This is a genomic window from Arthrobacter sp. YC-RL1 (assembly GCF_001454985.1).
Classification (GTDB): domain Bacteria; phylum Actinomycetota; class Actinomycetes; order Actinomycetales; family Micrococcaceae; genus Glutamicibacter; species Glutamicibacter soli.
Genome location: NZ_CP013297.1, coordinates 1,521,412 through 1,545,591, shown reverse-complemented (window position 1 = coordinate 1,545,591; position 24,180 = coordinate 1,521,412). Strand labels below are relative to the sequence as shown.

Below are 24,180 nucleotides of genomic sequence, written 5' to 3'. Positions count from 1 at the left end.
CCGACGAGTTCAAGTGAACGCCTCCAAGAACGGTTCGATTGGTCCGCGCCTTTGCGGACCCGTAGTTTTACCCACATTACATGTTTCCAGCGCTTCGGGCTCACAGGTTCTTTGCCAATCGACGAGTCTTCCCCTTAGCCGGGGAATCCGAAGATTTAATGCCAGCCAACGACCGGATTTCTGAACGTAATGAACTTTTGGGAGCTATTTCCACTAATGGGCTTCCAGCCAAGATTGCAGCATGGCAAATTGGGTTGTCATTGGGCAGAAATCCAACGACGGGGTGCGTTGGTCCAAAACGCTCCCAGGCCTCCAGAATACGGCGCTTGGGTCCGTGTCCGGAATTACCCGAGGATACTTTGTTGAAGATGATTTTCACCTCGATTCCCGGGACTTTTTCCTCGAGTTCGTCAATGGCCCGCAATGCCCGGGGAATGCCCAGGCTGTCGGCGGCGACCACCATAAAAACTTCATCGGCGCACTGCAGCATTTCCACGGTGACCGCGTTGCGCTGGGGCGCCTGGGTGTCGAAGCTGAGTTGCTCGTCCAGCTCGATGTAGGGCGCCACGTCGAGCACCACCAGATCATGGTGGGCGCGAAGGGTCAGCGCGGCCCTGCGCAGGGCCGCGGCACGGACCTCGGGCCAGCGGCTGGCCCGAGGGATGCCGGTGGCGACCATCAGCGTGGATTCTGCGACCTCGACGGCCAGGCAGGCGGAGCGGAGGCGGGCCGGGTCGCGGGAGCCTGAGTCGACCACACGGCACATCTGGGCGATCGAGGCCGATTCGTCCATCAGGCCGAGCTGGATTGCCAGGGAGGCGGCATAGGTGTCGGCGTCCAGGAGCACCACAGAGAGCCCGGCCACCGCGGCTTCGACCGCGTAGTTCAGCGCGACGGTGCTGCGCCCCGGGGAGCCCGGGGAGCCCCAGAAGCAGACGATGCTGCCCTCGCGTCCCGCTCCGCTGCCCTGAGCTGTCGTGGATCCGGGTTCCCGCTCCGTTGCCTCCTGGCCAAGGCCGACCAGTGCCTGGGTGATGAGCGCTTCAAGCTCGACCATGCCGACGGTGTCCTGGATTTCCACAAGTCCCGGGACGGCGGCGGTGCGCTCGGGTTTCGGATCCAGCAGCGCAACCATGGTGCGCTGTACGGTCAGCTGGTCGACTTGCTCCATCGGCGGCATGAGAGCCCGCTCGGAAACCAGCAAGACATCGACCGCACCGGCGGTGCAGGCAGCGATGGCCTCCGCCGCGTCGTCGCAGACCCTGACCACGATCAGCTCTCCGCGATACCCCTCGATCTGGCGCACCAGATGCTCGTCGCGCCCGAGCACCACTACCGAAATGCTCATTGCTGCCCGCCTGCAGGGTTGTAGATCACGGTGATCCGCGCATCGTTGGCCAGAGCCTGCAGGAAAGCCTCCAGCTTGTCGGATTCAACCAGCAGCTCCAGGTTCGTTCCGTTGTTACCGACCAGCCCGCCGGCGTGGGCGACGCGGGCCGAGACCTCGACCATTACCGCCAGCTGTTCGGGCACGCCGTAGCTGGTGCCGCCTGCTTCGCGCCGGGCGACCCAGACATCCACGAAGCTTCCAGGCGTAATCGCATCGCTCAGGTCTGCCGGCAGCTCCAGGTTCACTGGGCGGCGCGAACCGAGCTCGCTGCTGGTGATCGATGACAGCGGGATGAGCTCGCCGGCGCCGATGAAGGTGTTGGCCCGCGCATTGCCCAGATCCAGGGTGTCTTCTTCCAGGTACTTGGCCAGCGAATCGCCGAGCTGGACTTCCTGCGGCTTGAGGTTGCGGCTGGTGAGCTGCTCGCCCAGGGTGATATTCGCACCGGCCACGTACACGGTGGTCGTTTCGTTCATGCCGCGCACCAGGTAGACCGTGCCGATGACCGATGCGGTCACCAGCACCGCGCCGAGAGCCAACCGGGGATCCTTCCAGCTGGGCCGCTTGATCCTCGCCGCGGCGGCAGGATGGGACTCGTTCGCACGTCGTTCTGCTGGCACGGCACGCACCTCCAACACATGGATATATGTGAGCCGAGCCTACGACAAGTTGGTGGAGCGCGAAAGGCCGAAGTTGAAAACTGTGGATTAGTAACCCCGGGGAATCGAGATCCACCCGATGGCGGCAAGAGGCACGATCGAATGTTCAGTAATGCTGGATTCCCGGGGGAACTCGTCTCGCGGATGGGCGGCGATCACCAAGAAGTCCTGGCCGATTTGGGTGGGTGTGCCTTCGGCCAGCAGCTCGCCATGCCCGTCGTGGATCCGCATCCGACTCCGGTCTCGCAGCAGCCCGCGCAATAGAGCCGGCAGCTTGACGGGCGAGGGCTCGGGTCTTGGCAGGGCTGTGGGCCTTGACGAGCGGGGCACGGTGATCCGCCGGATGGCTCGCAGGGTGACGAGCAGGTTGGAGGCCTCGGCGTCCACGCAGAGGTAGTCCTCCCCCATCGGCCCTACCGTACCCACTGCTTCGACAGAGCCTGGCAGCTGCAGCTGCACGGTGCGACCGGTCAACGCCCTGAGTTTTCCCGCCAGGTTTTCGGTAGCGCGTTCAATGCGGATGTTTTCGGCGACCTCGTCGCGGAATTGCGCCTCAAGCTGCGCTTGAAGCTGTGATTCGAGGTCCTCGAAAAGTGAATCCCAACGCATGTGCCCACTGTACGAGCGAAAACTTGTTGGCGAAACCCTCTTCACAAAATAGATCCAAGCTGTCATCATGTGAGTCAAACTTCATCAAATCGCGTCAAATGAGATGAAAAGAGTTCTAACTATGGATGGCTTGCGACGAATGATTCTCCTGACGCTGCTGGCGTTGGGGAGCGGCATCATCCTGGCAGGACTTGCGTTCTGGATCTGGCAAGAACGCCCGGTCTTCGATTCCGCGAACCCGGGTCCAGGCACCGTCGCCCTCCCCGCGCTCTACGCCGCGGCGCTTTTCCTAGGGCTCTACACCCTGCGCACCGTCACGGCCCGCGCCATCACCTGGGCCGCGGCCCGGCAGCATCAACGCACCCTGCGGCTGTTGCAACGGGTGGCCCCTCGGCTGGCGCGCAGCGTGCTGGGCACGGCCTTGGGCGCGTCGCTGACGTTGTCCTCCACGGCTGTTGCCGCCGCTTGGGCAGCTCCGGATCCCGCCCAACACGCCCTCGCGGCCTCGCAGTCCGCGGCGTCGTCAGGCGCGCGCACCAGCATGACCTCCGAGCCAGGCACCCCCGTTGACCGACTGCCCTCGCCGCGCTGGTCCGCCGAACCCGTCAATGTGCCCATGGCCCGGATCGTCGGCGGGCAGAAGCAATCCTCTGAGCCGCCCCGGGACGCGCGGCAGGAGGTGGTGGTCGCCGAGGGGCAGACGCTGTGGAGCATCGCCGCGCACATGCTCGGTCGGCAGGCGACCATCGCGGAAATCTCCGCCTTGTGGCCCCGCATCTACGAGCTGAACCGCACGGTCATCGGCGCGGACCCGGACCTGCTCCAGGTCGGAGCGGTTCTCGTGCTTCCACCCCTGCAGTGAACCGGGCGGCGCATCCTGCCGCCGCACGTCATCCAGCACACAACGAGGAGTCCCCCATGAGCATCGATACTGGCTTCCAGGACCTGGCGTACACGGTCAGGGAAAGCGAAGCACGCAGAGAAGTCCTGAACCAGCACAAGAGTTCCCGCGGCCGCTGCCAGCTGCCGTTGGCGTCAGCCGAAGGCAGAACCCCTTCAGCCATCGCGGTGCCGATGGACCACATTTTCCACCGCGGTCCCGGCTTTCCTCGCGAACGAATCGACGTGGTCAGGCTCTCGCATGCGGTGTCCCGAGCGGTCTTCGAGATCATTGCCGGCTATCGCACGGTCTCTCAACTGAACTTCGTGATGAACCCGGACTGCATCCGCAAGCTCCGGGACCAGGCGCTCATCGAGACCGACGGCTACAAGACCGCCCCTGAACCGGGCACCAGCCATGGGCAGGTGCAGTCCATGCGGCTGCGCAGCACCCTGGGCGGCGGATGGGAATGTACGGTGATCCTGGGCTTTAAATACCGCGTCCGCGCCGTGGCTCTTCGTGTAGAGCCATGGCACGGACGGTGGCAGGTCACAAGCGTGGAAATGCTTTAGCGCCTGTTCTTGGTCTTCTTCTTGTTGGCCTTCTTCTCCGACTTGCCTTCGGCTTTGGCGGCTTGGGCACGGGTCGTGTTCGCATGGCCTTCCTCATCCGGGCCGGTGAACTGCAGGTTCGTCGGCTGGTTCGCCGGCTCCCCCTGCGCTTGGCTGGATTCCTCGGAACCGCTCGGGATCTCCAGGTTGAACAGGGTGCCGATGCTTTCCTCGCGGATGGATTCCATCATGGTCAGGAACATGGTGTAGCCCTCGCGCTGGTATTCAACCAGCGGATCGCGCTGAGCCATCGCCCGCAGGCCGATGCCTTCCTTGAGGTAGTCCATCTCGTACAGGTGTTCCTGCCACTTGCGGCCGATGGTCGACAGCACCACGCGGCGCTCCAGATCGCGCATGACCCCGGAGCCCACGCGATTCTCGCGCAGCTCGTACTGGTACTGCGCGTCGGAGAGGATCTCGCGTTCAAGGAACTGGGCGGAGAGGCGGCCCAGGCCGCCGGCTTCTTCGATGACCTCGGTCATGGTGATGCCGATCGGGTACAGCTGCTTCAGGTTGGTCCACAGCTGCTTCAGATCCCAGTCGTCCGCGTCGCCGACCTGGGTGGCCTCGGTGACCATGGCCTTCACGACGTCTTCCAGGAAGTGGCCGACCTTCTCTTGGAGGTCGTCTCCTTCCAGGATGGCGCGGCGGTCGGTGTAGATGGCCTCGCGCTGGCGGTTCATGACGTCGTCGTACTTCAGCACGTTCTTGCGCTGCTCGGCGTTGACGCCTTCCACCTGGGCCTGCGCGGATTCGATGGCGCGGGATACGATCTTGGATTCCAGGGCCACATCATCGGGCATCGACGGGTTGTTCATGATGCGCTCGGCCATGCCGGAGTTGAAGCGGCGCATCAGGTCGTCGGTCATCGACAGGTAGAAACGGGATTCGCCCGGGTCGCCCTGGCGACCGGCACGGCCGCGCAGCTGGTTGTCGATGCGGCGCGATTCGTGGCGTTCGGTGCCCAGCACGTACAGGCCGCCGAGCTTGGTGACTTCCTCGGCTTCCGCGGCAACGGTCTTCTTGGCCGCTTCGAAGACGTCGTCCCACTGCTTGTTGTATTCGTCGGCGTGGTTTTCCGGATCCAGGCCGCGGCGTTCCATTTCCGCCACCGCGAGGAATTCGGCGTTGCCGCCGAGCATGATGTCGGTACCGCGGCCGGCCATGTTGGTCGAGACGGTCACGGCGTTCTTGCGGCCGGCCATGGCGACCACGGCGGCTTCACGAGCGTGCTGCTTGGCGTTGAGCACTTCGTGGCGGATGCCCTTCTTGGCCAGCAGCCGGGAGAGGTATTCGCTCTTCTCCACGCTGGTGGTGCCCACGAGGATCGGCTGGCCGGTCTTGTGGCGCTCTTCGATGTCTTCGACAACCGCGTTGAACTTGGAAATCTCGTTCTTGTAGATCAGATCCGGCTGGTCCTGGCGGATCGCCGGCTTGTTGGTCGGGATCTCCACGACGCCAAGCTTGTAGGTTCCGTAGAACTCCGCGGCTTCGGTCTGGGCGGTACCGGTCATGCCCGAGATCTTCTCGTACATGCGGAAGTAGTTCTGCAAGGTGACGGTGGCGAGGGTCTGGTTCTCGGCCTTGATTTCCACGCTTTCCTTGGCCTCGATGGCCTGGTGCATGCCTTCGGAGTAGCGGCGACCCTGCAGCGCACGGCCGGTGTGCTCGTCGACGATCATGACTTCGCCGTTGACCACAACGTAGTCCTTGTCCTTCTTGAACAGCTCCTTGGCCTTGATGGCGTTGTTCAGGAAGCCGATCAGCGGGGTGTTGTTGGACTCGTAGAGGTTGTCGATGCCCAGGTAGTCTTCGACCTTCTCGATGCCGCTCTCAAGCACGCCGATGGTGCGCTTCTTTTCGTCGACCTCGTAGTCGTCCTCGCGGGTCAGTCGGGCCACGATCTTGGAGAACTCGACATACCAGCGGTTCACGTCGCCCGAGGCCTGCCCGGAGATGATCAGCGGGGTACGGGCTTCGTCGATGAGAATCGAGTCGACCTCATCGACGATAACGAAGTGGTGGCCGCGCTGGACGAGCTCGTCCTTGCTCCAGGCCATGTTGTCGCGCAGGTAGTCGAAACCGAATTCGTTGTTGGTTCCGTACGTGATGTCGGCGGCGTACTGCTTGCGGCGGGTGGCCGGATCCATGTTCGCCAGGATGCAGCCGCAACTCAGACCAAGGAAGCGGAATACGCGGCCCATCAGGTCGGACTGGTACTGCGCGAGGAAGTCGTTGGTGGTCACCACGTGCACACCCTTGCCGGTCAGGGCATTGAGGTAGGCCGGTGCGGTCGCGACCAAGGTCTTGCCTTCACCGGTGCGCATTTCGGCGATATTGCCCATATGCAGCGCAGCGCCGCCCATGAGCTGGACGTCGAAGTGGCGCATGCCCAGCACGCGGTCCGCGGCTTCGCGCACGACGGCGAATGCTTCGGGAAGCAGGGCGTCCAGCGATTCACCATCTGCCAGTCGGGCCCGGAACTTTTCGGTCTCCCGCTGGAGTTCTTCATCCGAAAGTTCGCGAATCTCGTCTTCCAACGTATTGATCGTGTCGGCGTACTTACGAAGGACCTTGAGGGTCTTCTTGTCGCCGGTACGCAAAATACGTTCTAGCAATGATGCCACGTGGTAGCTCCCAATATCTCAAGCACAGTAAATCTGGCGTAATTAGTCTACGTGAGGAAAACGTCGTCAAACGCTATTTCGATAGTCTCTGCGGTGTTCTTATGGTGAACGGCAACGCACCAAACAGGCAGTTCACAGTCAACGTTCAACCGCGGCCAACCCGAGCCACCGCGCCATTCGCCCCAGTTCGCGATCCAGCTCGCCCGAAACTTCCGGGCAAACTCCGGGTTCGTAATGCACCGACTTGGCTTGCAGCACCCCGTTTTTCCGGTCGGCTTTCAGATCCACCCTGCCAACGAAGTCCTCGCCGTAGAGCATCGGAAAAACGTAGTACCCGTAGCGCCGCTTGGCCTGCGGAACATAGATTTCCACCCGGTATTCGAAGCCGAAGAAGCGCTCCAGCCTGCGCCTGTTGAAGACCATCGAATCGAAGGGCGAGAGCAGGCGCAGATCGGGTTGGACGCTGCGCGGAATGACGGTTCCGGGCAGCTGGTAACAGTTTTCGGCGAGGCCGGCGACCTCAACTTGCTCAATCAGCCGCTCTGCGGCCAGTTCGCGCAGCAGTGCGGCGACCTGGGTGGCGGGCAGCCGGAAGTATTCGGCGATGCAGTGGGCGGTGCCCACGCCCAGTGCGCGCATCGCCCGCAGCACCAGCCGGCGAAGGGCGGACCGCTTGTCGCCCGGGACAGGAGCCCGTTGCAGGTCGATCACGTCCTCGGCCAGCGCGAAGCGGCGTTCGAACTGGCTGCTGCGGCCCAGCGCAAGGATCCGGCCCTGGGCAAACAGCGCTTCGGTGACGAACTTCGTATCGTTCCAGTTCCAGCCCCAGTGCTGCTTCTCCCCGACCGGCTGGATGTCCAGCGCGGCGCTGAGCTCGCGGGCGGTGGTGCCCGGATGCGTGGCGAGATAGGACAGCACGTTGTCGGTCAGTTCGCGGTGCTCACTTGTGAACAGGTCCGAACGGTCGATCCAGCCGCGCCGCTGCCAGGTGATCAGGTCCGCGACGAGCTCGCTGCGCACATAGCTGGCTTCGTGCGCCCAGTATTCGGTCATCGGGCCGCGTTTGCGCGCCACCAGCCTGTCCAGCGCACCGATGTCGTAGGCACCAAGCCGCGCGAAAAGCGGCATGTAGTGGGCTCGTTGGACAACGTTGATCGAATCGATCTGCAGCTGGGCGATGGACTCCAGCGTCGAGTTCATCCGCCGGAGAGTCACGGGCTTGTCCGGGCGGGCCCGGGACAAGCCTTGGGCGGCCAGCGCAACCCGTCGAGCCTGTGACAGGCTCAGGGTGCGCCGACCGCCCTTGTTTGCTGGATCGCTAATGGCTAACCCTCGGTCGCCATTGCCTTGTCGCGGTAGCCGCGAGTCTCGGTGGTCGACTCGGTTTCGTCACTGAGCGAAGCATCCAGGGTGATGACACCGTACTGGTATTGGGTGCGGCCGTAGACCACGGAGTGCTCGCCGGTGGCTTCATCGACGAAGAGGTAGAACGGGTGCCCCACCAGCTCCATGCGGTCCACTGCGTCGTCAACGCTCATGACTTCGGCAGGGAAGGACTTCCGGCGGATCACGACCGGCGAGTACTCGGCGTTCGCTTCAGCTTCTTCCGCTTCGGCGGCGGCCTGGGCTGCGAGAGTTTCCTCAACGAGGGACTTGTCCGTCGGAACAACCGGCAGCGCGCTGGTGGCCTGATGGACTGCCACCGGGGCATGGTTTCCGCGATGCACCTTGCGCTTGTCGCGGGCCTTGCGCAGACGCTCAAGCAGCTTGGCGAATGCGACATCGAAGGCTGCAAACTTGTCAGCCCCACGGGCTTCTGCACGGATTGCCGGTCCTCGACCGACAACCGTCAGTTCCACGGACAGTGCGGTGCTCTGGTCACGGGCGTGAGTTTCCTTGACGACCTTGACGTCAATGCGCTGGATCTTGGTGGCCAGCTGGTCGACCTTGGTGATTTTCTCATCAACATACTCCCGGAAACGGTCCGAGATGGTGATGTTGCGTCCGCTGTAGTTCAGCTCCATGGTGTCCTCCAAAATTGAGTCGGGTGACACAACAGTTCGGAAGTTTGATCTCTTCGAACTGAAGATGGGCTTCGCTGCATCTGTGTGATGCAACCCATACTTCACCTTAGGCCACGGCGGCCCAGATTCAAGTACCGAACGCGGACATTTCCTATCGCGGTCAGCGTAATTGTCCACCCCGGTCATCGCCCGGCGGTCGAGTGAGTGCCAGCACTACCCCTCCGAGCACGTCGTATCCCGCGTTATTACAGGTAATTGCGGCATTTTGCAGGGTGGAACCGGTGGTCATCACGTCATCGACAAGCAGGATCGGCTGTTGGCGAACACGCGGGATCTCGGCAATCAGCTGCGCGTGCTGCCCGCGCCGGTCCGAGCCGGATTTGCTCTTCTGGGCCCCGCTGAACACCTGGCCCATCCGGTAGTGCAGCACCGGTGACAGTTCCAGCCCTGCGTCGAGCAGTCCGAGGCGCTCGGCCGACTGGAGCATGGCTTCCACCGGCCGGTATCCCCTGCGCGCAATCGCCTTCAGCGAGGTGGGCATGGGAACGACCAGTGTGCGCCGGGCGCGGGACTGCGGAACAAGCGAGGCATTCAGGGCGGCGGCGAGGTAGGGCGAAAACAGCTCTTTCAGGAAATACCGCTGGTGGTCCTTGTAGGACAGGATGGCTCGGGCCAGCTCGTTGCCGTAGACGCCGCAAGCCGCCACGGGGATCTGTCCGGCCAGCGCCGGCAGTTCAAGGTAGCGGCTCTGGCTGTCGGGAAGCGGCGGGAGGCAGAGCTGGCGGCGCACCGCGCCGCGGCAGGTGGGGCACAGCCTGTCATCGGCCCTGCCGCAGACCGCACAGCTGGCAGGCAGCAGGAAGTTGCAAGTTTCGCGCAGTGCAAAGCGCACCCATTGCGGAACCCGCTGGCCATACAGCTGGTCCAGGTCCCGCAGGATTTCCCGGTCGTTGGAGCCCATGCTCCAGGATGGGCGCGGCCGCGGCATGGCCGCCGGCGCTGGACGCCGATTGTGGATGCCGCGGTGCGCTCCGGTCAGCCCGGGTAGGAGATGTCCTTGGCGTAGTCGTCCAGCACATGCCAGGAGTTGCCCACCAGGCTGAACAGCTGGTCCTGGGATTCGGCGTAGACTTCCCGCTGCTTTCCGGTGCCGGCGGCGATGCCCACCATGCCCAGCAGCACCTGCAGGTGCTTGCTGCCACCTTGGAAGGTGATCTGCTCGGCCAGCACCGGCTCGGTAAGGCTCAGCTCGGCGACGATGATCGAACGATCGGATTCCCAGACCGCGGTGTTCACCGGGACGTCGGGGTAGATCTTCATCGGCGTCTTGCTCAGGCCTCGCGGCACCCCGTCGGAATCGCGGATCACTCCGGAGACGTACACGGTGGTTGCCGAGTCCTTGGTGGCGACGATCAGCGCCCGGGCCCCGTCGCGGGAAATGCGCAGCGAGCTGACGCTGGAGCCTTCCAGCCACGGCACGCTGATCGTGCGGGCTTCGCCCTTGCCCGCGATGCTGTCGGGCACCGCGCGCAGCGGGTTCTTGTCGTGGTTGTCCGCCGTCCAGGTCCAGCCGGCCAAGTCCATGGACGGCTGGATCAGTGATTCGCCTTCAAGGCCCAGGTCCAGCGAGCCGTCCTCGCCGATGGTCCACAGCTGCTTGCGCGATCCGTTCAGGAAGGCGTAGCGGTTGCCGATGGGCGACATGGCGGGTTCGCGCGGATTGTAGCGCGAGATATCCGGCAGCCCGCCGACGGGGATGACCGAGAGCCCCTTGACGTAGACCAGCGACTTGTCCGCGATGCCGATCAGCGTATCCGGGGTGCTGGGGTCGACCTGCGCCGGCTCGATGGTGATGCTCTGGTCGGCCAGCGTGATCTCGGTTTCCTCCTGCAGCATCTGCACTTTCGTCACGCTGCTCAAGGGGATCAAGGTGGCTTCCAGCTGCTGGTCCATGAGCAGCAGCATCTGGTCGGTGGCGTCCTGGAAGGTCGCCTTGCTCAGGTCGACGGTCGCGGTGCCGTCGCGCACCGGGACCGCGGAGCGCACCAGGGATCCGGCGGAGCTGAAAGCGGAGACCACGGCATTTTCCAGGTACGGCGCTGGGCCCTCCAGCAGCGCTTCGACCATCGAGGTTGCGGTGCCGCTGCCGGTGGCGAACCAGCGGATGTCAGGCACCAGATAGCGGTAGGTGGCGTTGTAGAAGTACAGGGTCTGGGCGGAGAAGATCTTGTTGAAGGTGGAGGCTTCCAGCATCACGCCGTTGGGCGCGTCGGAGATGCGCCACTGGTCGTCGACCTTGGACACGGCGACGTCCACCGCGCGGGTTGAATGGTCGGGGTACATGGTGCGCACGCCCTGGGCATCCACCGCCCCGATGATCTCCAGCTGGATCGTGTACTGGTTGGTCTCGGCGCCGTTGACCACGTTGACAGCCTCGTAGATCAGCGTGCTGGTGTCCCCGCGCCACTGCCGGCTCAGCTCCGGGGTGAGGAACTCGCGGGCGACTGCGTAGTCCTCCGCCACCGAACGGCCGGCGGCCACGAAACCGTCGACGATCGCCCTGGCATCCGCGCCGTCGGCGGGCCCGTCCGCGGCGTAGCTGTAGGACTCCGACTCGGAGTCCTCCGAATGCGCCTCGATCTGCTTGACCGGGGAGGAGCGCGGGATGGAAGCGCAGCCGGTGGCGGTGAGCGCCACTCCCAGCAGCATGGCCAGCAGCGAAATCAGCGTGCGTCGCATTATTTCTCCTCCGACGAGGCGGGCGGAATCGGCGCGCCCGGATCGGCGATGTCGTCGTCCAGATCGTCGTCCTCGGGCAGCACCAGCGGGGTGTAGCCGATCTTGGGGACTTCGCCGGTCAGCGGGAAGCTGTCACCCTGCGGCTCGTCCAGGGTCTGCACGGTGGCCGGTTCCAGCGGCAGCGGCGAGGAGTCGATGGTGTCCGCGGCGGTGCGCGGCAGGGTGACACGGAAGACCGAGCCGATGCTCAGTTCGCCCCAGGCCTCCAGTCGGCCCTCGTGCAGCCTGATGTCCTCCATCGCGATGGACAGGCCCAGGCCCGAGCCTCCGGTGGTGCGGGCGCGAGCCGGGTCGGCGCGCCAGAAGCGGTCGAAGACGTGCTTGCAGGATTCCTCGGACATGCCGATGCCGTAGTCGCGCACGGTGACCGCCACGGCTGATTCGTTGGCGCCGATGGTCACGTCGATCGGCTGCGCCTCGCCGTGCTCCACGGCGTTGAGCACCAGGTTGCGGATGACGCGTTCCAGGCGGCGCGGGTCGACTTCCGCCACGCATCCCTCGGGCGGGGAGTTCAGCCGGATGACGGTGCCGTATTCGTCGGCCACCGGGGTGGCGGTGACGATGACCTTCCCGACAATCACGTTCAGGTCGGTGGATTCGCGGTCCAGCACTGCCACGCCGGCGTCGAAGCGCGAGACCTCCAGCAGGTCGTTGAGCAGGTTCTGGAAGCGCTCGATCTGGTTGTACATCAGCTCGGCGGAGCGCGCGGTCAGCGGGTCGAAGTTCTCGCGGGCGTCGTGGATCAGCTCGGCGGCCATGCGCACGGTGGTCAGCGGGGTGCGCAGCTCGTGGGAGACGTCGGAGACGAAACGCTGCTGCATGGCCGAGAGGTTGTTCAGGGCGGTGATCTGCTCCTGCAGGGAGGCGGCCATGTGGTTGAAGGCGGTGCCCAGGCGCGCCACCTCGTCGCGGCCGGAGACCTTCATGCGGCGGTCCAGATCGCCGGCGGCGATGCGCTCGGACACGTAGGCGGCGTCGGCCACCGGGCGCACCACGGTGCGGGCCACAGACCAGGCGACGAAGCCGACCACTGCCAGCAGCACCAGCCCGGTGAAGGTCATGGCGCGGTTGATGAAGGCCAGGGTGTCCTGCACGCTGGACAGGTCGTAGACCAGGTAGAGGCCGTATTCTCGGCCCGGCGGGATCAGCACCTTGGTTCCGATGATCAGCCCGGGATACTGGTCGCCCTCGACGCCCAGCTCGATGGAACGCCAGTAGATGCCCTGTTCCCCCGCCACGGATTCGGCGAGGTCCTCGGGCACCACGCGGGTAGTCAGCGAACCGGAGGCCATGGGGCCGACGTAGAGGTTCTCGTCCCCGGCGATGGGCATCAGCACGAAGTCTCGGATGACGGTGGCGCCGTCGCCCTCCAGGGTGGCCAAGGTGGAGTTCACCAGGGCCTGGGTGGAGGCGCGGTCGGTGGTGGCGGCGGATTCGAGGATGGAGCGCGCCTGCGTCAGGCCGCGCTCGGATTCCTTCTCGATCTGGTTGAAGCGTTCCTGGAACAGCGTGGAGGCGATCTGGTTGGAGAGGAACGCGCCGGCGGCCAGCAGCGCCAGCGAGGTGAACAGCAGCGTGGAGATCACTGTGCGGAACAGCAGATGGCGCTGCCAGCGGTTGCGCACCGCTTCCACGGGACGGCGGATCCAGTGCTTCAGCCGGTAGAACCGCGGGGCCTGGGGAATGCCATGGACACGCACATCGACCGGGACAAGTTCTTTTCCGGTCGGCGCGTGCGTGTTCAACTTGCCGATCCAGCCTTGTATCCGACACCGCGCACGGTCTGGATGATCTGCGGCTTCTCGGGGTCGACCTCGATCTTGGAGCGCAGGCGCTGCACGTGCACGTTCACCAGCCGGGTATCGGCCGCGTGTCGGTAGCCCCAGACCGCTTCGAGCAGCTGCTCGCGGCTGAAGACCTGCCACGGCTTGCGCGCCATGGTCACCAGCAGGTCGAATTCCAGCGGGGTCAGCGACACCACGGTGCCGCCGCGGGTCACCCGGTGGCCGGCCACGTCGATGGCGACCTCGCCGACCTGCAGGGTCTCGGCCGCATGGGTTTCGTTCGGGCGCAGGCGGGCGCGCACGCGGGCCACCAGCTCGGCTGGCTTGAAGGGCTTGGGGACGTAGTCGTCCGCGCCGGACTCCAGGCCGCGGACCACGTCGGCGGTGTCCGACTTGGCGGTGAGCATGACCACCGGGACGTCGGATTCGGCGCGGATCTGCTTGCAGACCTCGATTCCGTCGATGCCCGGAAGCATCAGGTCCAGCAGCACCAGGTCGGGGTTTGACTCGCGGAAGGCTTCCAGCGCCCCGGAACCGTCATAGCAGAAGGAGGCCTCGAAGCCGTCGTTCTGCAGGACGATGCCGATCATTTCCGACAACGCCTCGTCATCGTCGACAACAAGAATTCGTGCCTTCATCCAATTTCCCCCTGAAATGCTAGGACAGCCGCGGGCGGCCTGCCGGCAGGGGCAGGACTGCACGGCCCCGCCCAACCGGCTGGTCACCAGTGCGCAGCTAAGCTACCGCCATTGTTTCTAAGATACATGACCAGCCCCCGATTCAGCCGGTTGACTGGCGCAAAGCCCCGCCATTGGAGGCAGATCCCCCAGCTAGGCGTCGACCCGGGTCTGTTCCAGGGCTTGGGCGTAGCCGGTCAGGTGCCCCAGGCAGTCCACGACCTCGGCCGCGCTGCTGGAGGCGAAGGAACCGGCGGGCATCAGCGTCAGGGCCGAAAGGCTGGACAGCGGCAGGCCCAACTGCCGCCAGGGGCGCAGGATGGTTTTCACGCCCTGCACCACACCCGGGGCGCGGCCGCCGGGCTGCAGCAGCTGCAAGAACAGCTGGGCGCCGGTTTCGACCAGGCCCGCAGCGCGTTCCCAATGCCGGTGGCCCATCGCGGCCGGGTCCAGCAGCCATCCGTCGATGCCCGCCTGGTGCAGCAGGTCGACCCGCTCGATCCACGAGACGTCGGCCGCGGGAAGGTTCACCGTCACGCGCAGCGGCGAGGGGTCCTGCCCGCCGGACAGCACGGCCAGGAAGCCGGAATAGCTGGTGCGCACCTCGCTGCGCGGGATGGAGCGCAAGGTGCGGTAGCCGCTGGCGGTGGGCACGGTGCCGTCCAGTGCGGCGGGAAGCTGCGGCTCGTCGAGCTGCAGGGTGAACCCGGTAATGCCGGTGGCGCGGGTGATCCGATCCAGGTGCTCGCGCACCCCGTGGGCGTAGGCCTCGATGACGTCGCGCCGCGCCCCGTGGTCGGACAGCACCTTTTCGCCGCTGGCCAGGTGCAGGCCGGCGGCAAGGCTCCAGGGCCCGAGCACATCGACCAGCAGCCGGGTCGGGCGCTTCTTCTCGGCACCTGCCACGTCGGCCAGCAGGTTCTCATCGCTGCGCAGCAGGCTGCGGGCGCGCCGGGCATCCATGCCATCGGGCACCCCGATGCGCCAGCCGTGCGGCTGCAGATCGAAACCCAGCTCGGCGGCCATGGTGGCGCTGCGGCCCAGGGCGTCGGCTCCGACGCCGCGGTCAGGCAGCTGCGGCAGCACGGCGAGGTTCGGTTCGCCCAGCTCCCCGCGGATGACCCGGTGGATCTCCAGCGGATCGGTGCCCGGGAACTGGCAGAAGGAGGTGACGTGCACATCCTGGCGGCGTGCCGGAACGGCCGAGAGGTCCTGCGTTTCAGGCATCGGCGGCGGGGCCCCGGTGGTTGTCGGAGATGTGCTGGTGGTGGCGGATGACCTCGGAAATGATGAAATTCATGAATTTCTCGGCGAATTCCGGATCCAGGTGCGCCTCGTGGGCCAGCCGGCGCAAGCGCTCGATCTGGGCCTTTTCCCGGTTGGGGTCGCTGGCGGGCAGCTGATGCGTGGCCTTCAGGTGCCCCACGCGCTGGGTCGCCTTGAAGCGTTCGGCCAGCAGGTAAACCAGCTGGGCGTCGAAGTTGTCGATGCTCCCGCGGATCGCATACAGCTCGTCCAGCACCTCCTGCTGGACTTCGCCCTGCAGGGAACTCGCGTGCGGGTCGAAGGCGTTCTTCTCTTCGGTCAGGTTCGGCTCGCTCATGATTTTCAGTTTACGTGGTCACCGAGCGCTTCACCCAGAAGGTGACGCCGGACACCGGCGAACGCCGAACGCCCGCGCAGCGCACGCTCCCGGGACGGGGAGGCGCGCTGCGCGGGCGTTCAGGCGGGGCCGGAAGCCGGCTCAGCCCTTGGCGTTCAGCTCCTCGATGCGGGCGCGGCGCTGGGCCTGCTCGCGCGGGTCGGGAACCGGCAGCGAGGCGATCAGCCGCTGGGTGTAGTCGTTGCGCGGGTTGGCCAGCACCTGCGAGCCCAGACCTTCCTCCAGCAGCGTGCCGCGGAACAGCACGCCCACCCAGGTCGCCAACTGGTCCACCACCGCCAGGTCGTGGGAGACGAACAGGGCAGCGAAGCCCAGCTCGGCCTGCAGCTCGCGGAACAGCTGAAGCACCTTGGCCTGCACCGAGACGTCCAGCGCGCTGGTCGGTTCGTCGGCGATCAGCAGCTTGGGCTCCAGCGCCAGGGCGCGGGCCAGTGAGGCGCGCTGGCGCTGGCCGCCGGAGAGCTCATGCGGGTAGCGGTTGGCGAAGCCCGAGGGCAGCTGCACCGCTTCAAGCAGCTGGGCCACCTTGGCGCGCGTGGCCGAGGCGCCGAGTTCGCGGTGCACCATCAGCGGTTCGGCGACGCATTCGCCGATGGTCAGGTGCGGGTTGAAGCTGGCGGCCGGGTCCTGGAACACGAAGCCGATCTGCTCGCGCAGCGGCTTGAAGCTGCGTTCCTTGAACTGCGCCATTTCATAGCCCAGCACCTTCAGCGAGCCGGAGGTCATCCGGTTCAGGCCGGCGATGGTTCGCCCGATGGTGGTCTTGCCGGAGCCGGACTCGCCGACCAGGCCGTAGACTTCCCCGGCGTGGATCTTCAAATCGACCTTGTCCACGGCGGTGAAGCCGGGGGTGCCGAGGCGTCCCGGGAAGTGGACGACCAGGTCCTTGGCCTCGACCAGTACCTCGGCGCCGGCGACCGGGCGTTCGGCCATGCCTTCGGAGGCGCTTTCGCGGCCCAGGTGCGGCACGGCGGCAAGCAGCGAGCGGGTGTACTCCTCCTGCGGGGCCTCGAAGAGGGTCAGCGCTTCGGCTTCCTCCACGATTTTGCCCTGGTTCATCACGATGACCCGATCCGCAATGTCGGCGACCACCCCCATGTTGTGGGTGATGATCACGATGGCGGTGCCCAGCTCGCTGCGCAGCTCGCGCAGCAGCGACAGGATTTCCGCCTGCACGGTGACGTCCAGTGCCGTGGTCGGCTCGTCGGCCACGATCAGCCCGGGCTTCAGGGCCAGTGCCGCGGCGATCACCACACGCTGCTTCTGGCCTCCGGAGAACTGGTGCGGGTAGTAGTCCACCCGCTGCTCGGGATCCGGGATCCCGACCTGGCGCATGGCCTCGATGGCGCGCGCCTTGGCTTCCTTCTTGGAAATCTTGTTGTGGGCGCGGATGCCCTCCATGATCTGCCAGCCCACGGTGTAGACCGGATTCAACGCGGTCGAGGGCTCCTGGAAGACCATGGCCACGTCCCGGCCGCGGGCGGCGCGCAGGTCCGCCCCGTGCAGGGTCAGCATGTCCTTGCCGTTGAGGTATACAGCTCCGCTGGCGGCTCCGTTCTCCGCCATGATGCCCAGCGCGGTGCGCGCGGTCACTGACTTGCCGGACCCGGATTCGCCCACGATGGCCAGGATCTCCCCGGCCTTGACCGTGAAGTCCACGCCGCGCACGGCGGGAACCGCACCTGCGTCGGTGACGAAGTCGATGTTCAAGCCCTCGACGCGCAGCACGGCGCCGCGGTCCTCGGTGATGGTTGGCGCTGCGTGGCTCATGCTCCGGCTCCTGCTTGGGTGATGCGCTTGGCCTTCTTGCGGCTGAAGCGGCGCAGGCGCGGGTCATTCAAATCGTTCATGGACTCGCCGACCAGGGTCATGCCCAGCACGGTGATCACGATGGCCAGGCCCGGGAACAAGCCGGTCCACCAGATGCCGCTGGTGGCGTCCGACATCGCGCGGTTCAGGTCGTAGCCCCATTCCGATGCGCTGGTCGGCTCGATGCCGAAGCCCAGGAAGCCCAGGCCCGCCAGGGTCAGCAGCGCCTCGGTGGCGTTCAGCGTGAAGATCAGCGGCAGGGTGCGGGTGGCGTTGCGCAGCAGGTGGGTGAACATGACCCGCCACGGGCTGGCGCCGATGACCTGTGCGGATTCCACGAACGGTTCGGCTTTCAGGCGCATCACCTCGGCGCGCACCACGCGGAAGTACTGCGGGATGAACACCACGGTGATGGAAATGGCCGCGGCCATGACGCCGCCGAACACTGTTGACTGGCCTTGGGAGATCACGATGGACATCACGATGGCCAGCAGCAGCGACGGGAAGGCGTAGATGGCGTCGGCGAGGACCACCATGATGCGGTCGAACCAGCCGCCCAGGTAGCCGGAGACCAGGCCCAGCAGCACGCCGAGGAACAGCGACATCACCACGGCGGCGATGATCACGAAGATCGCGGTCTGCGCGCCGAAGACGGTGCGGGAGAACACGTCGTAGCCGCCGGAGGTGGTGCCCCAGATGAATTCCCCGCCCGGCGCGGCCTGGCGCGGGAAGTCGCCGTTGGCGTCGCCCGACTGGGCGAAGCCAAACGGTGCGATCAGCGGCGCGAAGATCGCGGTGATCAGGAACAGGCTCGTGAGAATCAGGCCGCTGACCAGCATGCCGCGCTGGAGCCCGGAGGACATCTTCAGGTGGGAGATGATCGGGAGCTTCTGGACCCACGACTTGTTCGAGGCGGGAAGAGTAGCGGTGCTCATGATTAGTACCTGACTCTCGGGTCGATCAGTGCGGCCAGGACGTCGACGATGAAGTTGGTGAAGGCGACGATGATCGCCAGCAGCACCACGATGCCCTGCACTGCCACGAAGTCGCGCGCGGTGAGGTATTCGGCGAGCTTGAAGCCCAGGCCCTTCCATTCGAAGGTCGTTTCGGTTAGCACCGCGCCGCCGAGCAGCAGCGCAATCTGCATGCCCATTACGGTGATGATCGGGATCAGCGCGGGACGGTAGGCGTGCTTGGTGGTGAGGCGGAATTCGCTGACGCCGCGCGAGCGCCCGGCCTCCACGTATTCACGGCCCAGGGTGCCGATGGCATTGGTGCGCACCAGGCGCAGGAACACCCCGCCGGTGAGCAGGCCCAGCGCAATGGCAGGCAGGATGGCATGCTGGGTGACGTTCACGAACGCCTCCATGTTGCCGCTGCGCAGCGCGTCGAGCCAGTAGATGCCGGTGGGCGCCTGCAGCGTGGTCAGCTGCAGTTCGGTCTGCCAGCCTGCGCGGCCGGCGATCGGCAGCCAATGCAGCCAGACGCCGAAGATCAGCTTGAGCAGCAGGCCGGCGAAGAAGACCGGGGTGGCGTAGGCCAGGATGGCCAGCACACGCAGGATGGCGTCCGGGTAGCGGTCGCGGAACTTCGCGGCGACCAGACCCAGCGGAATGCCCACGATCAGCGCCACGAGCACGGCATTGATGGCCAGTTCCAGGGTGGCGGCGCCGTAGGTGGTGAGGATGTCGGTAACCGCGGTGTTGTCGGTCAGGGTGCGGCCCAGGTTGCCGGTGAAGATCTGCCCCAGGTACTCGAAGTACTGGATGAACAGCGGCCGGTCGTACCCGGCCTCGTGGATACGGGCGGCGAGCTGGTCCGGGGTCAGTCGCCCGCCCAGCGCGGCGGTGATCGGGTCGCCGGTCACGCGCATCAGGAAGAAGACCACCGTGATGAGGATGAAGACGGTGGGGATGATCAGCAGGAAGCGCGTGATCACGTAACGGAGGAATCCCCCGCCCTTCTGCTTGGCTGGCTTGGGTGCCGCCAGCGGGCTGGGAACTTGTCCCGGTGGAGACGTGATGGTCATCGTCAATCCTTTGGAAATCGCAAAATACGTGCGTTGCGCCGGGAGATCCCCGGGCGCAGATTTAGGGGATCCGCCGCGCGGGATCCCATGGATTCCGCGCGGCGAACCCCCTGGGGTTCAAATCACGCCGGTGCGCTGATGATTACTTGCTCAGAACGCCCATGCGGAACTTGAACGATGGGTCCAGGGTCTTCTCGACGCCCTGCACGTCCTTACCCGCCACGGCGACCTGCGCGCCCTGCAGCAGCGGCAGGGTGGAGAGGTCCTCGGCGACCATGGTCTGCAGGTCCTCGATGGCCTTCGTGCGTGCGGCTGCGTCGGCCATGCCGCGCTGCTCGGAGATCAGCTTGTCAACCGCCGGGTTGTCGTAGTTGTTCGACAGGAAGTTGTCCTTGGCGAAGAACGGCGACAGGAAGTTGTCGGCATCCGAGTAATCGGGGAACCAGCCCAGCTGGTAGGCCGGGTAGTCGGTGACGCGCTGCTTCTGGTAGGTGACCCACTCGGTGGACTTCAGGTCCACCTTGAACAGGCCGTCGGCTTCCAGCTGCTTCTTCACCAGGGCGTACTCGTCGCCCGAGCTCGGGCCGTAGTGATCCGGGTTGTACTGCAGCGGCAGGCTGACCGGGATGTCCACTCCGGCGTCCTCCAGCACCTTCTTGGCCTTGGCCGCATCCGGCTTGCCGTCGGTGCCGTACAGGTCCTTCAGCGGCTCGATGGCGCCGGTGAAGCCCTGCGGCACGTAGGAGTAGGCAGGGGTGTAGGTGTCCTTGTAGACCTCGGTGGCGATGGCCTGGCGATCGATCAGGTTCGCGGCGGCCTGGCGCACGGCCAGCGACTTGGCGGCATCGGCGTTCGCGGTCTTGGCGCCGTACGGCATGGTGTCGAAGTTGAACACGATGTAGCGCAGCTCGCCGCCCGGTCCCTTGTGGACGGTCAGGCTTTCTTCCTTGCCCAGGTCCTCGACGTCGGTCGGGGTCAGCGAGCGCCAGGCGACATCGATGTTGCCCTGCTGGATATCCAGCTTCAGGTTGTTCGAGTCGGCGTAGTACTTGATGGCCGCCGACTTGTTGGCCGGTGCGCCGAGGACGCCGGCGTAGGCGTCGTTGGCGGACATCGAGATCAGGGAGTTCTTGTTGTACGAGTCGATCACGTACTGGCCGCCGAAGGCCTTGCCTGCGATGATCTCCTCGTCGGCGAGGACCTTGTCGGCTGGGAAGACTTCGTCATCCACGATCGGGCCGACCGGCGAGGTGAGCACCTGCGGGAAGGTCTGGTCGTTGGCGACCTTCAGCTTGAAGACCACCGTGGTGGCATCCGGTGCGGTGATGGACTCGACGTTGCCCAGCAGCGAAGACGGGCCGTTCGGATCGGCGATCTTCAGCTGGCGGTCGAAGGTGAACTTCACGTCCTTCGAGTCCAGATCGTTGCCGTTGGCCCACTTCAGGCCCGGCTTGAGCTTGACGGTGAATTCATTGTCCGAGGTGAACTCGGCGGACTCGGCCAGATCGTTGGACGGCTCTGGGCTGCCCGGCTCGGAGTTGAGCAGGAAGGGGAAGATCTGGTTCATGACCATGAATGAACCGTTGTCGTAGGAACCGGCCGGGTCGAGCGAGGTGACCTTGTCCGTGGTTCCCAGGGTGATCGGCGCGCCTGATGCGTCGCCGCCTGGCGCACCCGATACGTCGCCTTCGTTGGTGGCGGAAGAGGTGCAGCCGGTCAGGGCGAGGGCGGAGAGTCCCAAAGCAGCTGCGGCGAGTCGCAGCCCGTTCTTCTTGCGAGTCATGAAGAGATCCTTAATCTGTGCGCATGCTTGCGGTGATTGAAAACACATGCTTCACATAGACTAAGTGATACAGCCCACCTATGACCAATAGCACACTGGGTCAAGTCGCAAAAATTTCACTTCCGGGCCTGATTTCGATGCTTTGGCTCACAGCTTCCGTGCCTGACCTCCAGTTTCCCACCCGGCTTGAATGCGCGGCGCGCCGGTAGATTAGGCTGGTAGGCGATGATGACACGTAGAGACGCCGCCATTGCGTTGGATATCCCCCTAGAAATGGCCAAGAAGCACGGCATCCCCTCGAAGATGAGCGAAGCCGAGTTCCGCGAGCTGAATTCAAATCCGCCGGCATGGCTGGCCCAGTCCCGCGCCAACCGGACCGGCAAGCGCCCGGTCTGGGTGCATCTGGTCTGCGAAGTATGCGGCACCGAGGACTACGAACGACCAAAGAAATGGTGGCCGACCTTTGACTTCGTGCACTGCTCTCATCACTCCCCCGCCCAGCTGCCGAAACTGGAAGCCGGCCGGACACGGGTCGAGTACCCGGATATCTCCGCGCGCATGTACGGCATCGTCGACGAGGACTAGCAACCGCTTGCAGGGCCCGTGACCCTTGGCGGTTAATCCAACGTCGAGAAAACCCTGCGGCGCCTGACGTCCCGAGGGACGGCAGCCACCGCAGGGTTTTTTCGCTTCGCTCCTGGCTCCATCCGGTCAGCGCGTGCGATCAGGCCTGACGGCTTTCCATGTACTTGAGGATTTCCACCTGGACGTCCAACATGTCCTGGTTCGTGAAGTCCAGGACCACGGCGTCTCCGGCCATGGCCCCAATACCGGTTGCTCCGATGCTCAGGTTCCCCTTGACCAACTGCGGGCCGCTCAGGCTTGGCGGACCGTCAAGGTCCAGGGATTCCTTCTTGTTGAGCAGGAAAGCTCCGACCTCCTCGGTCTGAGGCGTGCTGAACGCCATTCCCATTGACTCGAGGGACTCATATTCGAACGCGTCATCTTCCCATTGGAAGGTAAACCCCACCGTCGCATGCTTCGCCAGGTCTGTCGACTGCTTCGCGGCAGCCTCCGTAATCCAGATGCAGCTCACGTCCGTTTCCCCAGGGTTATCCGAATAGGTGGTCACGGTTTCGTCGGCAAACACCAAACCGTCAAACAGGCCGCCGCTGAGCTCTGCAACTTCTGCACAACTGGGAAAGGGTAACTTGCCGCCGGAGGTGGCGATGGGCGGATCGGCCGGCGGGGCCGCTTCGGCGCCAGCCGCCGCTTCGCCCGACGACGGCGTAGGGTCGGCGCTCTTGCACGCGCTCAGGGATACTCCCAGCAACAGGGCGGCGGAGACGGACAGCAATTTTCGTGCTCGCATAAAACCTTCCAATACATAGTCGGTACATCATGTGGCATCTGCCTGCATCGCCCTGGAAAAATAGATCCCCACCTGAGGCGACATGGGCAACAAGCTATCATCAAGCGCTTGACGCTGCGAGCATATGCGGCAGATTTCCTCGCCAAGGCATTGGATTTCCATTTCGGCGCCGCCGATGCTATATGCGGCGGAGAAGCAACGCCCGAATCACACAAGCGCCCCTCGACCTTCCTGCAGTCCATGCGCCGTACGTCAAGGGGCCGGGTCGCTTCAAACCCCAGCGCGGCGGCTACTTCCAGCCGATGTCCTTGACGACCTTCGTAATGTTGGTCATCACATGCTCGTTGTAGTCGACGCCCAGCTGGTTCGGCAGGGCGAAAAGCAGGTAGTCGGCTTCGGACATGGCCGCATCGCGGGTGAACAGCTCGGCCAGCTCGTCCAGGGAGCCCGCATAGGTCGGGCCGGAGCGCGCCCGCATGCCTTCGATCTGCCCGACCGAGTCGCCGCGCTCGCGGCGCCCGAAGTACAGGTCGTCGGTATCGGTGAGCACCGGGAAGGCACTGCGCGTCACCGCGGTCTGCCCACCTGTCGTGTGCCCGTTTGCATGGTAGGACTCAAGGTAGCGGCGGATCTGGTCGCGCTGCGCGATGTGGAAGGGACGCCCGTCGTCCTCCAGCAGCAGGGTCGAGGACAGCAGGTTCATGCCTTCGCGACCGGCCCACTCAGCAGTCTCGAATCCCGCCGCGCCCCACCAGATGCGGTTTTCCAATCCCGGGGAGACCGGGGTGATCGGAAGCAGCCGACCGCCGTGCTGCTCGGGATGCACCGGGCGGGCGATGGGCGTGCCTGCAATGGCTTCGCGGAAGGTGGCTGCGCGTTCGCGGGTCACGCTGGACCAGCTCTCGCCCTCGCCCAGCGTGTAGCCGAACAGCTCCTGGCCGTTGGCTGCGGGCTCGGGTGAACCGCGACTGATGCCCAGCTGCATGCGGCCACGGGCGATGGCATCAGTCACCGCGGCTTCTTCGGCCATGTACAGGGGGTTCTCGTAGCGCATGTCGATCACACCGGTGCCGACTTCAAGTGTGGTTGTCGAGGCGGCCATGGCCGCCAGCAGAGGGAACGGTGCGGACAGCGAACGGTCGAAGTGGTGCACCCGCAGCCAGGCTCCGTCGAAGCCGCTGCGTTCGGCGGCCTGCGCTAGATCCACCATCTGCCTCACCGCGGCGGCGCCCGTGGGAACCGCGGAGTTTGCAGTGCCCGACCAGTGGCCGAAGGTCAGGAAACCAATTTTCTTTGGCATGTCATCTCCGTTTGAACAAAGTCGGTGGTCTTTTCACCTACCAGACACAATAGTAATTGACGCGTCAATATTCCTGTTATGAGTACGCTCACAACATGCCCCTGTCCGCAGGCCGATCCCCCTAGGAGGCCCTTGCATTCGCCCGTTGCAGTGCCAATAATTGC

General features: G+C 65.0%; 21 protein-coding genes. 3 read left to right on the top strand and 18 right to left on the bottom strand.

The features are described from left to right. Positions 1–100: 100 nt before the first annotated feature. The 3 genes from ATC04_RS07265 to ATC04_RS07255 all read right to left on the bottom strand — a co-directional run bounded on the left by ATC04_RS07265 (position 101) and on the right by ATC04_RS07255 (position 2,658). Positions 101–1,348: a hypothetical protein gene (locus ATC04_RS07265; protein WP_047119500.1), complete on the bottom strand. Its 1,248-nt coding sequence runs from the start codon at positions 1,346–1,348 to the stop codon at positions 101–103. Continuing rightward, a complete protein-coding gene (locus tag ATC04_RS07260; protein WP_146955835.1) occupies positions 1,345–2,010 on the bottom strand; it encodes a hypothetical protein in 666 nt (221 codons plus the stop codon). The genes ATC04_RS07265 and ATC04_RS07260 overlap by 4 nt, the downstream gene beginning before the upstream one ends. Before the next feature lie 87 nt (positions 2,011–2,097). After that, the gene (locus tag ATC04_RS07255; protein WP_152666857.1) at positions 2,098–2,658 is read right to left on the bottom strand and encodes a hypothetical protein; all 561 of its coding nucleotides are present in this window, start codon (positions 2,656–2,658) and stop codon (positions 2,098–2,100) included. Between the two features lie 139 nt (positions 2,659–2,797). On the opposite strand from ATC04_RS07255, the gene ATC04_RS07250 reads away from it, so the two are divergent. Together ATC04_RS07250 and ATC04_RS07245 are read left to right on the top strand one after the other, a co-directional pair. After that, entirely contained in the window at positions 2,798–3,520 is a 723-nt protein-coding gene (locus tag ATC04_RS07250) for a LysM domain-containing protein (protein WP_052772407.1), read from the top strand. 56 nt (positions 3,521–3,576) lie between these two features. Next, positions 3,577–4,110 carry an Rv3235 family protein gene (locus ATC04_RS07245; RefSeq protein ID WP_047119503.1) on the top strand — a complete coding sequence of 178 codons (534 nt, stop codon included), beginning with the start codon at positions 3,577–3,579 and terminating at the stop codon, positions 4,108–4,110. Here ATC04_RS07245 and secA read toward each other — a convergent pair. The 13 genes from secA to ATC04_RS07180 form a co-directional block, all read right to left on the bottom strand. Then, entirely contained in the window at positions 4,107–6,776 is a 2,670-nt protein-coding gene (gene secA / locus ATC04_RS07240; protein WP_047119504.1) for a preprotein translocase subunit SecA, read from the bottom strand. The genes ATC04_RS07245 and secA overlap by 4 nt on opposite strands. 138 nt (positions 6,777–6,914) lie before the next feature. Then, positions 6,915–7,976, bottom strand: a complete 1,062-nt coding sequence (locus tag ATC04_RS07235) for a crosslink repair DNA glycosylase YcaQ family protein (RefSeq protein WP_052772408.1) — start codon at positions 7,974–7,976, stop codon at positions 6,915–6,917. A 125-nt stretch (positions 7,977–8,101) separates the two neighbouring features. Further along, on the bottom strand, positions 8,102–8,800 hold the full coding sequence (raiA, locus tag ATC04_RS07230; protein WP_047119506.1) for a ribosome-associated translation inhibitor RaiA: 699 nt from the start codon (positions 8,798–8,800) through the stop codon (positions 8,102–8,104). Positions 8,801–8,960: 160 nt separating this feature from the next. Continuing rightward, entirely contained in the window at positions 8,961–9,761 is an 801-nt protein-coding gene (locus tag ATC04_RS07225; protein ID WP_047119507.1) for a phosphoribosyltransferase family protein, read from the bottom strand. A 74-nt stretch (positions 9,762–9,835) separates the two neighbouring features. Continuing rightward, entirely contained in the window at positions 9,836–11,539 is a 1,704-nt protein-coding gene (locus ATC04_RS07220) for an LpqB family beta-propeller domain-containing protein (RefSeq protein WP_047119508.1), read from the bottom strand. Continuing rightward, positions 11,539–13,344, bottom strand: coding sequence for an MtrAB system histidine kinase MtrB (gene mtrB / locus ATC04_RS07215; protein WP_052772409.1), 1,806 nt, complete (start codon positions 13,342–13,344; stop codon positions 11,539–11,541). The genes ATC04_RS07220 and mtrB overlap by 1 nt, the downstream gene beginning before the upstream one ends. Further along, positions 13,341–14,021, bottom strand: coding sequence for an MtrAB system response regulator MtrA (gene mtrA / locus ATC04_RS07210; protein ID WP_047119509.1), 681 nt, complete (start codon positions 14,019–14,021; stop codon positions 13,341–13,343). The genes mtrB and mtrA overlap by 4 nt, the downstream gene beginning before the upstream one ends. A gap of 192 nt (positions 14,022–14,213) precedes the next feature. Beyond that, on the bottom strand, positions 14,214–15,287 hold the full coding sequence (locus ATC04_RS07205) for a hypothetical protein (protein ID WP_047119510.1): 1,074 nt from the start codon (positions 15,285–15,287) through the stop codon (positions 14,214–14,216). Then, positions 15,280–15,663, bottom strand: coding sequence for a chorismate mutase (locus tag ATC04_RS07200; protein ID WP_047119511.1), 384 nt, complete (start codon positions 15,661–15,663; stop codon positions 15,280–15,282). Before ATC04_RS07200 ends, ATC04_RS07205 begins: the two co-directional genes overlap by 8 nt. Before the next feature lie 141 nt (positions 15,664–15,804). Continuing rightward, the gene (locus tag ATC04_RS07195) at positions 15,805–17,493 is read right to left on the bottom strand and encodes an ABC transporter ATP-binding protein (RefSeq protein WP_047119512.1); all 1,689 of its coding nucleotides are present in this window, start codon (positions 17,491–17,493) and stop codon (positions 15,805–15,807) included. After that, on the bottom strand, positions 17,490–18,467 hold the full coding sequence (locus ATC04_RS07190) for an ABC transporter permease (protein ID WP_047119513.1): 978 nt from the start codon (positions 18,465–18,467) through the stop codon (positions 17,490–17,492). The genes ATC04_RS07195 and ATC04_RS07190 overlap by 4 nt, the downstream gene beginning before the upstream one ends. A 2-nt stretch (positions 18,468–18,469) precedes the next feature. Next, positions 18,470–19,561, bottom strand: a complete 1,092-nt coding sequence (locus ATC04_RS07185) for an ABC transporter permease (protein WP_113606472.1) — start codon at positions 19,559–19,561, stop codon at positions 18,470–18,472. A gap of 142 nt (positions 19,562–19,703) precedes the next feature. Next, complete coding sequence (locus ATC04_RS07180) at positions 19,704–21,344, bottom strand: ABC transporter substrate-binding protein (protein ID WP_047119515.1); 1,641 nt, start codon at positions 21,342–21,344, stop codon at positions 19,704–19,706. 225 nt (positions 21,345–21,569) lie between these two features. Between ATC04_RS07180 and ATC04_RS07175 the strand changes: the two genes are divergently transcribed. After that, complete coding sequence (locus ATC04_RS07175; protein WP_047119516.1) at positions 21,570–21,929, top strand: hypothetical protein; 360 nt, start codon at positions 21,570–21,572, stop codon at positions 21,927–21,929. 139 nt (positions 21,930–22,068) lie between these two features. On the opposite strand, the gene ATC04_RS07170 is transcribed toward ATC04_RS07175, so the two are convergent. Together ATC04_RS07170 and ATC04_RS07165 are read right to left on the bottom strand one after the other, a co-directional pair. After that, the gene (locus ATC04_RS07170) at positions 22,069–22,716 is read right to left on the bottom strand and encodes a hypothetical protein (RefSeq protein WP_047119517.1); all 648 of its coding nucleotides are present in this window, start codon (positions 22,714–22,716) and stop codon (positions 22,069–22,071) included. 289 nt (positions 22,717–23,005) lie between these two features. Further along, on the bottom strand, positions 23,006–24,016 hold the full coding sequence (locus ATC04_RS07165) for an LLM class flavin-dependent oxidoreductase (protein ID WP_047119518.1): 1,011 nt from the start codon (positions 24,014–24,016) through the stop codon (positions 23,006–23,008). Positions 24,017–24,180: the final 164 nt, after the last annotated feature.

Excerpts from the sequence above, each read along its gene's own strand:
- ATC04_RS07265 (WP_047119500.1), bottom strand. The coding sequence starts at position 1,348 with ATGAGCATTTCGGTAGTGGTGCTCGGGCGCGACGAGCATCTGGTGCGC.
- ATC04_RS07255 (WP_152666857.1), bottom strand. The coding sequence starts at position 2,658 with ATGCGTTGGGATTCACTTTTCGAGGACCTCGAATCACAGCTTCAAGCG.
- ATC04_RS07250 (WP_052772407.1), top strand. The coding sequence starts at position 2,798 with ATGATTCTCCTGACGCTGCTGGCGTTGGGGAGCGGCATCATCCTGGCA.
- ATC04_RS07245 (WP_047119503.1), top strand. The coding sequence starts at position 3,577 with ATGAGCATCGATACTGGCTTCCAGGACCTGGCGTACACGGTCAGGGAA.
- ATC04_RS07235 (WP_052772408.1), bottom strand. The coding sequence starts at position 7,976 with ATGAACTCGACGCTGGAGTCCATCGCCCAGCTGCAGATCGATTCGATC.
- raiA (WP_047119506.1), bottom strand. The coding sequence starts at position 8,800 with ATGGAGCTGAACTACAGCGGACGCAACATCACCATCTCGGACCGTTTC.
- ATC04_RS07225 (WP_047119507.1), bottom strand. The coding sequence starts at position 9,761 with ATGGGCTCCAACGACCGGGAAATCCTGCGGGACCTGGACCAGCTGTAT.
- ATC04_RS07220 (WP_047119508.1), bottom strand. The coding sequence starts at position 11,539 with ATGCGACGCACGCTGATTTCGCTGCTGGCCATGCTGCTGGGAGTGGCG.
- mtrA (WP_047119509.1), bottom strand. The coding sequence starts at position 14,021 with ATGAAGGCACGAATTCTTGTTGTCGACGATGACGAGGCGTTGTCGGAA.
- ATC04_RS07205 (WP_047119510.1), bottom strand. The coding sequence starts at position 15,287 with ATGCCTGAAACGCAGGACCTCTCGGCCGTTCCGGCACGCCGCCAGGAT.
- ATC04_RS07200 (WP_047119511.1), bottom strand. The coding sequence starts at position 15,663 with ATGAGCGAGCCGAACCTGACCGAAGAGAAGAACGCCTTCGACCCGCAC.
- ATC04_RS07195 (WP_047119512.1), bottom strand. The coding sequence starts at position 17,493 with ATGAGCCACGCAGCGCCAACCATCACCGAGGACCGCGGCGCCGTGCTG.
- ATC04_RS07190 (WP_047119513.1), bottom strand. The coding sequence starts at position 18,467 with ATGAGCACCGCTACTCTTCCCGCCTCGAACAAGTCGTGGGTCCAGAAG.
- ATC04_RS07185 (WP_113606472.1), bottom strand. The coding sequence starts at position 19,561 with ATGACCATCACGTCTCCACCGGGACAAGTTCCCAGCCCGCTGGCGGCA.
- ATC04_RS07180 (WP_047119515.1), bottom strand. The coding sequence starts at position 21,344 with ATGACTCGCAAGAAGAACGGGCTGCGACTCGCCGCAGCTGCTTTGGGA.
- ATC04_RS07175 (WP_047119516.1), top strand. The coding sequence starts at position 21,570 with ATGATGACACGTAGAGACGCCGCCATTGCGTTGGATATCCCCCTAGAA.
- ATC04_RS07170 (WP_047119517.1), bottom strand. The coding sequence starts at position 22,716 with ATGCGAGCACGAAAATTGCTGTCCGTCTCCGCCGCCCTGTTGCTGGGA.
- ATC04_RS07165 (WP_047119518.1), bottom strand. The coding sequence starts at position 24,016 with ATGCCAAAGAAAATTGGTTTCCTGACCTTCGGCCACTGGTCGGGCACT.